At 44.7% G+C, this 12739-nt stretch carries 13 protein-coding genes; 3 read left to right on the plus strand and 10 right to left on the minus strand.

Features of this window, described 5'->3' with window-relative positions; all coding sequences use genetic code 11:
- Positions 1 to 44 precede the first annotated feature (44 nt).
- From Vsou_RS10855 to Vsou_RS10885, 7 genes are all read right to left on the minus strand, one after another.
- Positions 45 to 1382 carry a 4Fe-4S dicluster domain-containing protein gene (locus Vsou_RS10855; protein WP_188604241.1) on the minus strand — a complete coding sequence of 446 codons (1338 nt, stop codon included), beginning with the start codon at positions 1380 to 1382 and terminating at the stop codon, positions 45 to 47.
- On the minus strand, positions 1369 to 2034 hold the full coding sequence (locus Vsou_RS10860; RefSeq protein ID WP_188604227.1) for a TorD/DmsD family molecular chaperone: 666 nt from the start codon (positions 2032 to 2034) through the stop codon (positions 1369 to 1371). Before Vsou_RS10860 ends, Vsou_RS10855 begins: the two co-directional genes overlap by 14 nt.
- Positions 2035 to 2039: 5 nt before the next feature.
- Positions 2040 to 2831 (minus strand): 4Fe-4S dicluster domain-containing protein, encoded by a 792-nt coding sequence (locus Vsou_RS10865; protein ID WP_188604226.1) that lies wholly within the window; start codon positions 2829 to 2831, stop codon positions 2040 to 2042.
- Between the two features lie 5 nt (positions 2832 to 2836).
- Positions 2837 to 6619: a molybdopterin dinucleotide binding domain-containing protein gene (locus tag Vsou_RS10870; protein WP_188604225.1), complete on the minus strand. Its 3783-nt coding sequence runs from the start codon at positions 6617 to 6619 to the stop codon at positions 2837 to 2839.
- Entirely contained in the window at positions 6619 to 7668 is a 1050-nt protein-coding gene (gene nrfD / locus Vsou_RS10875; RefSeq protein WP_188604224.1) for an NrfD/PsrC family molybdoenzyme membrane anchor subunit, read from the minus strand. The genes Vsou_RS10870 and nrfD overlap by 1 nt, the downstream gene beginning before the upstream one ends.
- A gap of 84 nt (positions 7669 to 7752) precedes the next feature.
- Positions 7753 to 8427, minus strand: coding sequence for an IclR family transcriptional regulator (locus Vsou_RS10880; RefSeq protein ID WP_054844531.1), 675 nt, complete (start codon positions 8425 to 8427; stop codon positions 7753 to 7755).
- Between the two features lie 176 nt (positions 8428 to 8603).
- Positions 8604 to 9353, minus strand: coding sequence for a hypothetical protein (locus Vsou_RS10885; RefSeq protein ID WP_054844530.1), 750 nt, complete (start codon positions 9351 to 9353; stop codon positions 8604 to 8606).
- Positions 9354 to 9651: 298 nt separating this feature from the next.
- Between Vsou_RS10885 and Vsou_RS10890 the strand changes: the two genes are divergently transcribed.
- Together Vsou_RS10890 and Vsou_RS10895 are read left to right on the plus strand one after the other, a co-directional pair.
- The gene (locus Vsou_RS10890; protein WP_188604223.1) at positions 9652 to 10200 is read left to right on the plus strand and encodes a TQO small subunit DoxD; all 549 of its coding nucleotides are present in this window, start codon (positions 9652 to 9654) and stop codon (positions 10198 to 10200) included.
- A 10-nt stretch (positions 10201 to 10210) separates the two neighbouring features.
- Complete coding sequence (locus Vsou_RS10895; protein WP_188604222.1) at positions 10211 to 10717, plus strand: TQO small subunit DoxA domain-containing protein; 507 nt, start codon at positions 10211 to 10213, stop codon at positions 10715 to 10717.
- A gap of 86 nt (positions 10718 to 10803) precedes the next feature.
- Here Vsou_RS10895 and Vsou_RS10900 read toward each other — a convergent pair whose 3' ends face one another.
- The 3 genes from Vsou_RS10900 to Vsou_RS10910 form a co-directional block, all read right to left on the minus strand.
- Positions 10804 to 11229: a PaREP1 family protein gene (locus Vsou_RS10900; RefSeq protein ID WP_308419836.1), complete on the minus strand. Its 426-nt coding sequence runs from the start codon at positions 11227 to 11229 to the stop codon at positions 10804 to 10806.
- Between the two features lie 84 nt (positions 11230 to 11313).
- Complete coding sequence (locus Vsou_RS10905) at positions 11314 to 11637, minus strand: transposase (RefSeq protein WP_264890708.1); 324 nt, start codon at positions 11635 to 11637, stop codon at positions 11314 to 11316.
- Entirely contained in the window at positions 11634 to 12449 is an 816-nt protein-coding gene (locus tag Vsou_RS10910) for a hypothetical protein (RefSeq protein WP_264890727.1), read from the minus strand. Before Vsou_RS10910 ends, Vsou_RS10905 begins: the two co-directional genes overlap by 4 nt.
- Before the next feature lie 102 nt (positions 12450 to 12551).
- Between Vsou_RS10910 and Vsou_RS10915 the strand changes: the two genes are divergently transcribed.
- Complete coding sequence (locus Vsou_RS10915; protein ID WP_188604273.1) at positions 12552 to 12695, plus strand: hypothetical protein; 144 nt, start codon at positions 12552 to 12554, stop codon at positions 12693 to 12695.
- Positions 12696 to 12739: the final 44 nt, after the last annotated feature.

A 12739-nucleotide genomic window follows, 5' to 3' on the forward strand; every position in this document is an offset into this window, starting at 1 on the left:
CCATGAGTCTTTACCTGGGATTTTAATGAGTAGTGATTAATTCACTAGACATAGCTCCTAACCCCCTTCATACCCGATGCGTTCTCAAGCATCTTCTTAGCCGTATAGTATCTCCTACAGTCTGGGCATAGATACAACCATTCAGGGTCACCCTTAATGCCAAGTCTAACCTTCGTAGCCATTATGTGCCTCCTGGTATCAAATGGCTTACCACATACCTTGCATGTAATCACCTTGTCATAAACAATATCTGCGCTACCACTTGTCGGAAATTCCTTAGCCCTATCAACTGCTATTGCCTTCTCTGGGCATAGCCTTGAGCAATAACCACACCCAATGCACTTGAGGTTGTTGAATTTGAGCACGGTCTTATTACCAGCCCTATCAACATCGAATGCCCTCTCGGGGCATTTAGCGAAGCATACACCACAGAATGAGCACTTGACATCATCAACATGCACACTAAATATCTTCAGTAATTCATTGGTAACGCCTGTAGCCTTTGATCTAAGTCTTGTTAATGCCTTAACATAGTCATTACGTCTAATGCCCATGTAAATAATTTCCTCACTTGGTGCCTTGTTACCATCCACTGATAACGCACCATTCTCAGCGGCGCTGAGCTTGAACAATTCCATAAACGCATTGACTAAGTCCTTGACATAGTCAGCACCACCCAACTTACATGACTTATCAGGGCACTCAATACTTACCTCAAGGGACTTGACAAGCGCCATTGCCACCCATTCAGGTCCAACTGCATTAACACATGGCACTTTATAGATGTACTCGCCGTTCCTAGGTTCCCTGGTGTTTAATGGGCATGTGAATGTTACTTTCTTAATACTCTTCACGGTATTTAACTTATTAAGTAGGGCTACGTACTCATTATCGTCAGCGCCCACCATTGCCAGGGCACCTGTTGGGCATTTTGACACGCACAACCCACACTCAATGCATGTGCTCTCATTAATGGTGACTTTATTGTTGACTATGGATATAGCGTTTACTGGGCATGCATTAACGCATTCACTACAGCCAAACCTAGCCCTACATGCACTCTCGAGGTATGTGGGTACGTTCTTCTCGATAACCTTGGCAACCCTACCCATCAGTAGCTCCCTCCTACTGATGGGACCCTCGATGGCAACCTTCCTCATGCTCGTTCTCCTAGCCATTAACTGAGCCTTCAACGTCTCAAGCTCCTCTTCGCTTGGCGACTTAAGTATATAAATGCTCATTGGATGCTTACCCTGAATATCAACACTGTTCAATTTCCTGAGCACTATTATTACTGGGCCATCATGCTCTCTAGCCCTACTCAATTCCTCGTCATTTGGATCCTCAAGTATTAATAACCTGCCCTCCTCACTTACCACCATAGGCATCCCTCATAGCCTTAATGACCTCCTTGTCCTGAGCCACGAAATCCCTCGTAAAATTGAGCAGAAGTTTAAGGTAATCAGTCTTCACAAGCTTAAGTGATGTACTTACGAATATCGAGACCCAATTAATTAGGTGATTATTTAGGAAGTAATCCTCTTCCTCAACATACTTAATGGCATTACTCCAGTCATCATACTCCTCATAAGCTAGGAAACTCATGAAGGCGAACTCAACGGCAATGTGATCACCCCTTAAATCCCTAAAGTCCTTATTCACGATAAGGTTATAATCCGCGTAAATTCTTTTAAGCGATATCTCGGTATTCATATCAAGATAACCCGTGTGGGTGTATCCCTCGTATGGTATTGCGCCATAGTCAATCCTTGTAAAATCCACTTGTATTGGTGTTAATGCGTTGTAGTCATTAATACCTTTAGCAATATCAAGTAACTTAATTAGGTCATTCATTGATGAGTAAAGCCTTGCCAGGACCTTGGCGACACCCCTAACCCTACTAATCCTCGATTTAATCAACTTCTCAAAATCATTAAGCCTATACGGGTATATGTAGGATGAGGCTAGGAAGTCATAAATAATAGAACGGGAAAAGGCAAGTGATTTTAAAGCCTGTGGATCTAAGTTCTCCATATTAATCACGTGCCTTGACCCTTAGCATTACCCACTCCACCACCACAGTGACCACCAGTTGGTTTAACGCCCTTCAGCTTCTGTAATAATGTCGGTAAATCAGCCGCGCCAGTTCTTAGGGCAAATTCCTCAGGTTCTTCTCCGGTTACTATCCTTGTCGATTCGTTAGTCTGTACACCGGGCATTACATAAAGACTGGGTGGGTCTGTGCCGTACTCAGGACCCATTGGTACTGCGCCCTTTCTCATAGCTGTCCTGTAGACTATGCTATTGGGATCATCCATGTCACCAAATACCCTAGCACCGGCCGGACAATTCCTAACGCAGGGTGGTACTCTCTCGTAAAGCGGTAATGACTCATCGTAAACTCTATCAATGGCCATGACACACTTCTTACTAACGCCCTCCACTGGGTCAAATATTATGTTGCCATATGGACATGCATTCTCACAGTACCTGCAGCCAATGCACACCTCGTAGTTAATAACGACCACACCATCCTCTCTCCTCTTATATATGGCCCCGGTTGGACATACTGTGACACATGCTGGATTCTTACATTGGAAACAGCTAATTGGTACACTAAATGTCTTAGTGTTTGGGAACTCACCAACCTCCACATGCAGTACCCTCATGAAGAATACCGACCATGGCGCCTTACCGGGTTCTGGACCCCATGGCTTCAGATCTGTCATTGGCCCATAACACCCACTGGAGTGCCACTCCTTGCAGGCCAGCATACATGCGTTGCATCCAAAGCACTTACTCAGGTCTGTGAGTATGGCTAGCTGGACCATTCAGGTCACCCCTGCCCGTTCTTCTTACTCTTTGGATCCGTACCTGGATTTGAATTAGGTGGTGGCATTGTGGCGTTGGAGAATGAGTAGCCCATTGAGTGCCTAATGGTTTCTTGGAATTGAAGCCATTGAGTGTTCTGTTCATACCAGGATAATCCCATCTCCTGCGGCGTCTTGTAGGCATTATAGTTGAAGACATTTATGTTCCAAGCCTCACTACCAACGATTAGTTTCGGTGGTGTCTTAACTATTGGATCTGCATTACCCCATGCTGAGTATGGCTGGTCATTAGCTATCCTAACTACCTTAACCCTTAAATCACCCCAAGCAGTCTTGCCACTAAATATGTCGAATTGAAGTGTTGGATATTGTCCGCTTTGTACCGCATTTATTAAACCCTGTACTGTATAGTCTGAGTTAGGTACACCACCCTGGCTTTGAGCCCTTGTGTATACGTATATGTCATTAAACATAAAGCCCTTAGTAACCTCCAGGGCATTAGGCGGTAATGCCATCATACCGGCTCTGGCATTCCTTGACTTCCAATAACCAACAACACCTGGTGCCACAGCTTCCGTTAACTTAACCTGGCCTCTAGCTATCTCGCCGCCTCTACTGGTTAATTCAACCCAATCACCATCCTTAATACCATACTGAGCCGCAGTTTGTGGATTCATCCAAATCACCGAATATGGTATAATCTGCCTAAGCCATGGGTGGTGATTCTCCCACGTGTGGTAGAACCACGGCGTAGTCTTCCTATTAATCGTGGCCAGTGGGTACTCACTTGGTGGTGAACCATCTGGTGCTATCCAGTCCAGTGGTTCGTACCATACGGCTATTGGGTGGTAGAACTGCTTAATTATTTGGGCCACATGGCTGCCCCACCAATCACTTGGTGGCGATGCGTTCTTCTGGGCCAGCTGTAGATACGACTGGTCGCCAGTCTTCTGGTACATGTAGTAGAAGTATGCGTTCATGCCCTTCCACAGGCCGTAGGCTGCCAGTATGAACTTCATTATTATCTCTGAGTATATCGGTATAATCACTGGCTTTGCGTATGGCATCATACTAACGCTTGCAGCCCACTCCAGATAGCCTTGGTTCACGTGCCTGTAATACCTAATCTCAAGTGGTAATTCGTAGTAGGCGAAGGCATGTCCAACTGTCTGAGTACCTGGTGAAACACCTAGCGGATAAACACCATTGGTAACTGGTATCTGCTGTGGAGCTGGGTACGTATTACTATTTGAGTATGCGGCTGCATTTATGAAGCCTGGATAAACGTACATCTTAATCTGATTCGGGTTAGGATCTCCCTTACAACATGATGCTCCATCCGCACCCCTAGCCATGTAAAGCACACCAATACCTGGAGCAAACTGCCACTTCCACAACCAATCATACATTAGATTAGGATACATTGGTTCTCCAGTATTTGTAACGAAGCCAGGTAACTGAAGCTTCTCACCGAGTAAAATCTCACCATCACTCCACGGCCTAACTTCCTTAAAGAGCGGCGGTAGTATAGGCCACTCGATATTGTCCGCAGGACCGTGCACCGATGACACTGGCCTATCTAGTAGACTGTGCTCACCATATCTCTCAAAGAATGTGGTGTCAGGTATAACTAAGTCTACACAGGGCACTGAACCGCCATAGAACGTATCAACCTGAGCCACGAAGGGTATCCTATACCTACCATCAGTATCCTTCATAGTGAGCAGGCCTAGGTCCTTATCAATATCGTAGGCATTATCCCAATACTCATTGGTTATATGCCATAGCAGAAACTCTACTCTGTACGGCCACTCAAGCCCAGCATCAATATTAACAGCGGTATAAACCCTATGAACAGATAATGGAAACTCCCAACTAAAGCCCCTCTCTATGAGCAATGGATGACCATTTTCATCAATTACCATATTATCCGGCGTATATACTATAGGCTTTGTCGTTATTTGCAAAGCCTTTGAATATGGAACCTTCTCAACACTTAATACCTGAACAGTACCATCGTTAAGTATTCTCTCCTGAATCATCGTACCACCAACTACACCTATAAGTTGCTCGCCATTGGGTCCAGTGTATAGGCTTGGATTAGAGTTGTAATCGTCCTGTGTAATATTCATCCTTGGATCAGCTGGCGTAATATATGCTGGCCAGTAATCGCCGTCAGGTACTGGCCACGGTGCTGGCGGCTTATATGTAAATCCACCAGGTGTATCTATCGCCCCAACTAAGGCGAATAGAAGGGCAAAGGCTCTTGCTGTGACAAAGCCATTACTATGTGCCGAAATGCCTCTCATTATGTATGCTGAGAATGGTGTGCCTATGAAATAATCATGCTGCCTACCTAGGTAGTCAGTCCACTTGGCTTGTATAACGACCCTACCATTATTGAGCAAATTAACTATCTTCTGAGCAAGCTCCCTAATTTTGTAAGCTGGTGGTGTTTTCCAGGTCGCCTCAACATTCTCTGGACTCCATTGATCTTGCAGCGCAATTTCCTTTAGTATACTGAAGACAGTTCTAACATTTAGAGTTACTGTCTGGTCACTATCAGGAGCGATTGGTATTGTTATTGATCCCTGCCACTCAAGGACGGGTTCAACACCGTTTTGCCACGGTATGTCAGTAAATGGGTAAATATTACCATCGCTACCCATAATTATTGGTACCCAATCACCATTCTTATTCTTCATCCTAGCGAAAAGCCCAACATTAGATGCTTGTGGTGGTATTATCGAACCGTCTGGATTTGTTATGACAAGCCAGGGCGCGTTTGTATACCACTTTAAGTAATCCTCATCCATTGAGTGTATACCCTGCTCCCTCATTTCAAATAGTTCATGTATTACTGACCAAATCACCATGCCATCAGTACCGGGTATCACGGGTATCCACTCATTGGCAACTTGGGCGAAGTTGCCGATTCTCTCCGGCGACATCCATATTATCTCACCACCATTGGTTATCACCTTCATAACCTCACGTCTCGTTATTGTTGGAAAATGATCCTGCGTCATACCAGCGATAATCAATAACTTCGTGTAATTGCTGTCCCAACCACCGTACTCCCACCAGGTGCCACCCATGGCATAAGAACCACCTGACGCCACGGCCGTTGCACAGAAACCACCGTGAGCTGCTTGGTTCGGTGTACCGAACATCGCAGCAAACCACGTGTTCTCGGTTGGATTGTATTGATCCCTACCTGTGAAGTATACGAACTTATATGGGCAGCACTCCCTAATTTGCTTAAGACCTAGGAACCCATATTTCCAGCCTCTTTCCTGTAAATAAGATGAATTATCTCCATTTGCAAGTATGTCTAGCAGATCATCGTATGTAATTTCCACGAAGTTACCCTCACACCTCTCGCTAGTGGGTACCCTAAGCAATGGCGACCTTAGCCTTGCTGGGCTTAGGTAGTGGAGCATAGTTGTTGCGCCTATATCACAGGTGGCACCCTGGTTCCTAGTGAATATTGAACCCGTTATGAACCTAGGTAGTTTAGTCGTTCCACTTATTACAACCTCAACATTGCATCTACCTAGGCATCCGTAGCATGTCGTGAACGCAACAACGTCGCTCGTTACCTCCTCAGGAGCCAACTTACTCTCCTTAAATATCTGACCAAAAACAAATGCTTCCCTACCCACAGTACCTAGGAATGCCACTGCTGCAGCCGTTACACCGGCGATCTTTAGGAAATCCCTTCTTGTTATTAATAGGCCCTTCTTAGTCTCCTCATGGGTAAGCTTTGTGGTGGTTTCCATGCCCATCACCCCCACCATGGACCCCATTGTGGTTGTGTGTTATAGAATGGTGTTATTGGTGTATGGAAATAGGCCGTGGCTATGACTACATACCTCAGCGTATAACCACCAACTATAACTGCAACAAATATTATTGCTATCATTACGGCCGCAGTGCGGTTTAACGGATTAACCCTCAATAGTGCTATTTCAAGTAATAATGGTATTGCTATACCTATGGAAATAACCACACCCCAAAACATCGGTGCATATGCGCCGAATAAAAGCTCGTAGAGATCCAGCCCAGCTAGGTAGTGATTCGCCATGGCCACGGCTATGAATAACGCCCAACCAAATCCTTCAAAAATCTCCGCAAGTAGGTCCAGCCAACTTAATTCATGCAGTACATGAGCTAATTCACTTGTGCCTCCATCAGCCTTCACAGGTACTGCCGTTGTTACAGACTTCTCGAAGAATCTGGTAACCAGCAGTGAAAATGCGGAGCCATAGGCAAGGCCTGATGATAGCCATAGCAGGGGCAGTACGCCATTCCACCAGTAGGACTTGCCACCAGCTGCTGCGAATAGGAATGCTGTGTATACCGTAGCCGCTATACCCGTGAGCATTATTAAGTAGTCAAGGACTATCTGCGTGGGCCTAATATACTTACCCAGCACAGCCCTCGCCAGTGATGGTATGTAGGTTATTGCCAGGTATATTATGCCCCAAATAACCATACCACTTAGGAACAACACACCCCAATCCATCCAGGACTGAGCAAGTCTACCATTTGGATAGCCAATGAAAATTATGTTACCAGCCCTATCCGGCCTTCCAAGATCTATTACGAAGAAGGCCAAGGCACCCAATATAAATATCCAACCAGCCGTCATATTTATCTTAACCATCCTACTAACCTTACCCCTAACATTATAAACAGCGGCTAGCAACATTGTCATGCTACCGAGCGCCGTTAGGAAAACCGCAGCCGCAATTCTCCAACCCCATATCAAGTGATAACCAGGCGGCATGTATGGACCCCAGCCTGTCCAGCTAACCGGCCAAGGTGATGACATCAGGTAATGCCTAGTTACGTGTTGGATATAAACGGTGCTTTCTCACTTGATATAAACAGCCGTAGTTATGCCCGTGCTTAAGAATTACTTATTTTCATATAAGTGAAAAATTTTGAGTAAATTGCCCTTGTTCATTATGGACGTGAGCACTGGGCAGTTTAAACGTAATGCGTAACCATTGATCCTGCACTTAATGGCTACCGGCCTTACGACAGGCTTTCCCGCACTCTCCTCTATTAGTAATGCGGCCTTACACCCGTCATTTAGGGTAACCACTGGTAGTAATTCAAGTAGTGCCTTGGCGATTACCCTCTCGGCTTTCCTAACGAGCTCCAGGGGTACGTTTAAGGTCTCCGCAATTACTTGGTCTAGGGACTTCGTGCCTATCCTTAGATTGTCAGGGAGCAGAACTAGGGCAGTCCTACTTAAGTTGCTGGCGCAGAAATCCTCAATCTTCCTACCCAGCCTAATCAATCCCTTAATTAACAATGAGATGTATTCCTTAACTTCATCGTCACTGAAATCCTCTAATTCCCAATCTTCTTTCAATTTCATAATTGCATACTTAAAAGCGACTTCGTTAATTTTGATAGCGCCAGTTAAATAAGCGACCGATAGCAGAAGGGCGCCTCTAGCCGTAACCACGTACTGCCCCTTATTAACCTTCTCAACAAAACCCATTGATAGAAGTTCTAACATCTTTCTATAAATTGACGCTATGCTTAACCCAGTTACCTTGGATAAGTACGTTAATGACAATGTATTGATACCTTTTTGCATTAAGGCTAATTGAAACATCGAGACGATGAGAGTTTCAAGAATAAGTATATGAATTGAATCTAGCGAATCTTCCCTAACTAATAAATGAGGCATCATTATTAATAATTTTAAATCATGATTTAGTATTAAAGTGTTTTGGGAGTATGCTAAGATTCTTACTCGTTAAATGCCTTATGAATTAATGATAAGGCTACAGGGCAGTCACTATTAAGCGAATAGCCCCTAATCCTACATTTAATGGCGAGTATTACCGGCGAGGCCCTAATCGACTGGTCCCCAGCCAATACAACCACTGCCCTGCAACCATCCCTTAAACGGACACTTGGTAGGTAATCAAGTAGTGCCTTGGCGATTACCCTCTCGGCTTGTCTCACCTCATCGACACTCACACCCAGGTAATCAGCTATTGAGTGAATTAGGGAGATCCTACCGTTATTAATGCCGTCAGGTAATACGTAATAAACAGACTTACCAAGCAAATTAACATTGACGTTTAATGGCGAGAGACCCAACTTACTAAATCCTTTATATAGTAATTTTAAGTAACTAATTACCTCATTACGATCAAATTCCTCAAGGTCCCAATCTTCCCTCAACTTATCAATGGCCAACTCAAAGACATCCTTATTTATGGAACCCCCATTACTTAGGTACATCATTGCAAGTAGTAACACGCCCTTAGTGGTTATTACGTAATGACCCTTACTAACCCGCTCTATCAAGCCAAGATTCATCAGGTCAAGAGCCTTCCTATATGCCGTAGCTATACTCATACCCGTACTCATCGAAACATAGTAAAGAGAATCCAAATTCCTGCTACAACGCCTTACCTTACCCTTAATGAGATGAAGAAGGAGTGCCTGAAGTATTAGTATGTGGTAATTATCTAGGTAGTAAATACTCATATTAAATCACCTAGAAAATAACATAAATGTACTATTTTTAACCTTTATTGTCAAAAAAATGACACTACAAACGTAGAAAACATGCAAAAGTGAATGCTGGAATCTAGAGCAGAAAGTGTAACTTTTCGATAAGTTAATAATTTATGATTTATGGAAAAACATGCATTAATATAGTAATAAATTTGTTTAAATACTCATGGTTTTTCATGATATCTTATACAATGTATATTTTCATTTTTCTCAGTATCTAGAAACTAATCCTTAATAGAACAATATCTTTGCGGTATTCTCGATAAATATGACAGAAATAGTCAAATATATGGAAAAGACTGTGGAGGTATCTAGTGTTGAGAGGTTCTTGCCTATACTGAGGGTTACGTTGGGTTGGATGTACTTCTCTGCGTTCCTGAGGAGAACTGTTAATGTGCCTGCAAAGCTTAACCCATCATCCACTGCGTATGTTGGTGGTAAGTTGATAACGTTCTTGCCACATGCGTGGCAACCTGTTGTTGGGCAGCTTGAGTGGGTATTGCTACATCCGCACCTGCTTTACATATTCCTACTCTTCTTCACGGCTGTCGAGGGGATATTTGGCTTATTAATGATTCTTGGCTTCATGACGAGGCTCTCCGGGCTCGTAATAACCATACTAGCCTGGAGCATTGGGGCTGCTGGTGGTTGGTTGGGGCCAACGTGTGTTGATGAGTGGCAGATCGCGGCTGTTGAGGGTGCTGCCGCGTTGATGTTCATGTTTACAGGTAGTAGGTGGTTATCAATTGATCAGTACCTGGCTAAGAAGTATCCAAGGGGCTTAAGGATATGGAGTGTGTACGTACCACTATGGTGAGGTGATGAGTATGGATAGGACAACTGCACTTGCACTGTTGGGCTTCATAATCGCCACTGGAGTAACGATGGGTCTATACCAAATAAACTTTCAGGGATTCACCCACCTAACCAACTACTCAAAGACGCCTGCCTACTCACTGGCTGGTACTCAATTACTTGAGAATGGTACATTAATACTACACATCACTAGGGTGGCGGGTCCGGACACATACGGTGGATTCATAGTACTCGTACAGGTACTTTACCCAAATGGTACCATAGCTTATGAATGGAACTCAACATACTTAGGTCACATACCCCAATACGACATTATAAACGAGTACGACCTGCCAGGGCATTTAGTGCACTCCGACGGCTTCGCCCTCGTGGTACCACTGGGCCAGTCTGCCATTGTTAAGTTATACGCACCAACAACATTCAGCCCAGGCACCTACATTGTCAGAGTTTACGATGTTGACGGGCAATACGAGGCGTACGGAATTAAGTTCCAGATATACGTAACAGTCGGTGGGTAAAGCGATGAGTCCTATCAATCTCTCATTAAAACCCATTACTCATTAATTTCCTTCTTCTCACTTTCTTTTAACTCACACCTAAACACCTACTTAACTCCAATTACCTCCCTAACCTCATCAATCAACGGCCTTATGTACTTAACCCTCCTCTCAACCTCATCAATCTTGATCCTAACCTCGTGGAACCCGTTAACGTGTAAGAAGTAGGCCTCAGCCCATGCCCTCTCCGCCACATCGCCTAGTTTCGAAGCCGCATCATCGAGTAGGCTCACGGTCCATCTGCCCCTTTCCAGGGCTTCCCTCGCCTCATCGAGGTTCTTGGCAATGGCTAATGCCTTGATGGCCTCCTCCACAGCCTTATAAAGCCTCCCACTGGCCTGAACCACATCACCCTTATCAACGAAACCCAAGCCCTCATTAAACATGGCCAAGGCCAACTCGGCATGAGCCTTAGCGGTGTCTGAGGGGTCTAGGTTGAGCTTTGCGGCTAGTACATCTATTATTGTAGTCAAGGTCTAATCCCCTTTTTCTGAGGGGTTCAGGTTTGAATGTTTTTCTTCATCCCCTCATGTTTTATTTCCCCGTTCCCTCGGGTTTCATTGTTCATTGCGGGGGCGTTTAGGGGTGACCCGAGCACCTCCCACATACGCGTGCAGTGCCCTTAGCCAAATGTTTGTTGCGCCAACTACGTCTCTATCGCCTATGAATCCGCATCTTAGGCAGTATGCTAGTCTGTGAATGTAGTTAAGTCTCGCCCCGCACATTGGGCAGACGTTAGACGTGTCCCTGGGATCCACGAATACCACCGGCACATTGTACTCAACGGCCTTGGCTATGACTGCATGTTGAAGTCTCCTATAGGCGAATAGCGTTAGCTTCCACCTAACGCCACCATCTTTCTTATTAATCGAATCCCTCAAAGCTCTAAATCCTCCAGGACAATCGCATGCCTAAGCCTCAGCGCCTTTAGGACTATTTCCTTCGCCACCTTCCAGCAGAAGTCATTAATGATGTTCCTAGCACTCCCATGCAGTGCCCTAACCCTATTCAGAATCCTCCTATTGAATTTCCACCTCCTTGGGTACTTCCTCTGAAGCTCCTCAGCCCTAGCCCTCTTACTCAAAGCCTCGATGAACCTAGTCCCGAACCTCCTAACCTCAGAGCCATTGAATGTTGTAATGTTCCTAAGGTTTACATCTATGGCTACGAATCCTTTAGGTGTATATGGCTGATACCTTAATTCAAACACTACGCTAACGTAGAGCTTCCTATTCTCGTACTTTACGTGAACCTCCTTCCACCTCAATCCCTTAAACTTTCCAATATATTCTCTTCCGTGTTTGAGCTTCAGCACATACCATTTATCTCTCAGAATTATCTTTACGGTTCCTTTATCCATCTCCGCCCTGGCATCCTGATAGTCGAACCTAGCTGATAGCCTTCTAACCCTTGGCTTACCACCACCATTGCTTCTGGCTGATTTAACCAGAGCCAGTGCGTATTGGTAGATGTTCCTAGTGACATGAGCCCTAAAGCCGTACTTCCTCAGCATTAGGTAAAACATTTGATGGAGTTGGCTCCTCCTTGGTAGTTCATCCAAGTCCCACAGGGCGTCAATCACCTTTTGTAGTGCATGCCTATGAATGGCTAAATCCCACAGCAAGTCATTAATACTTCCTTCGGCAACTTCAACCTCAGCCCTCAACGCCTTGTAGTACCTCCCCTCGGGCATCCGCCACGCGCGGCGGATAAACACCCCCATCGGGCTCACTAAGTTAAATTAACGAGTACAGATTTATAAGTATTTGTACTCTATTACTGTGGGTAGAGTATCTTGGTCGCAATATACGTATTCGAGGGTAAGGTAGTCAGGACAGCGGGCAAATACCTAATATATCCACCCAAGGAATACCAAGAAAAACTATCAAAACTCCACGGAAGAAAAGTCAAGGTAATAGTAATAGAAGAAAGCGACTAAAAATAATCAAAACCCACAAAAAGCATTATAACACTATACGGCTT

Source organism: Vulcanisaeta souniana JCM 11219 (assembly GCF_026000775.1).
Taxonomy (GTDB): Archaea; Thermoproteota; Thermoprotei; order Thermoproteales; family Thermocladiaceae; genus Vulcanisaeta; species Vulcanisaeta souniana.

Coding starts and splice junctions, on each gene's coding strand:
- Vsou_RS10855 (WP_188604241.1), bottom strand. CDS start 1,382: ATGGTGGTAAGTGAGGAGGGCAGGTTATTAATACTTGAGGATCCAAAT.
- nrfD (WP_188604224.1), bottom strand. CDS start 7,668: ATGTCATCACCTTGGCCGGTTAGCTGGACAGGCTGGGGTCCATACATG.
- Vsou_RS10890 (WP_188604223.1), top strand. CDS start 9,652: ATGACAGAAATAGTCAAATATATGGAAAAGACTGTGGAGGTATCTAGT.
- Vsou_RS10865 (WP_188604226.1), bottom strand. CDS start 2,831: ATGGTCCAGCTAGCCATACTCACAGACCTGAGTAAGTGCTTTGGATGC.
- Vsou_RS10910 (WP_264890727.1), bottom strand. CDS start 12,449: ATGCCCGAGGGGAGGTACTACAAGGCGTTGAGGGCTGAGGTTGAAGTT.
- Vsou_RS10870 (WP_188604225.1), bottom strand. CDS start 6,619: ATGGGCATGGAAACCACCACAAAGCTTACCCATGAGGAGACTAAGAAG.
- Vsou_RS10885 (WP_054844530.1), bottom strand. CDS start 9,353: ATGAGTATTTACTACCTAGATAATTACCACATACTAATACTTCAGGCA.
- Vsou_RS10895 (WP_188604222.1), top strand. CDS start 10,211: ATGGATAGGACAACTGCACTTGCACTGTTGGGCTTCATAATCGCCACT.
- Vsou_RS10860 (WP_188604227.1), bottom strand. CDS start 2,034: ATGGAGAACTTAGATCCACAGGCTTTAAAATCACTTGCCTTTTCCCGT.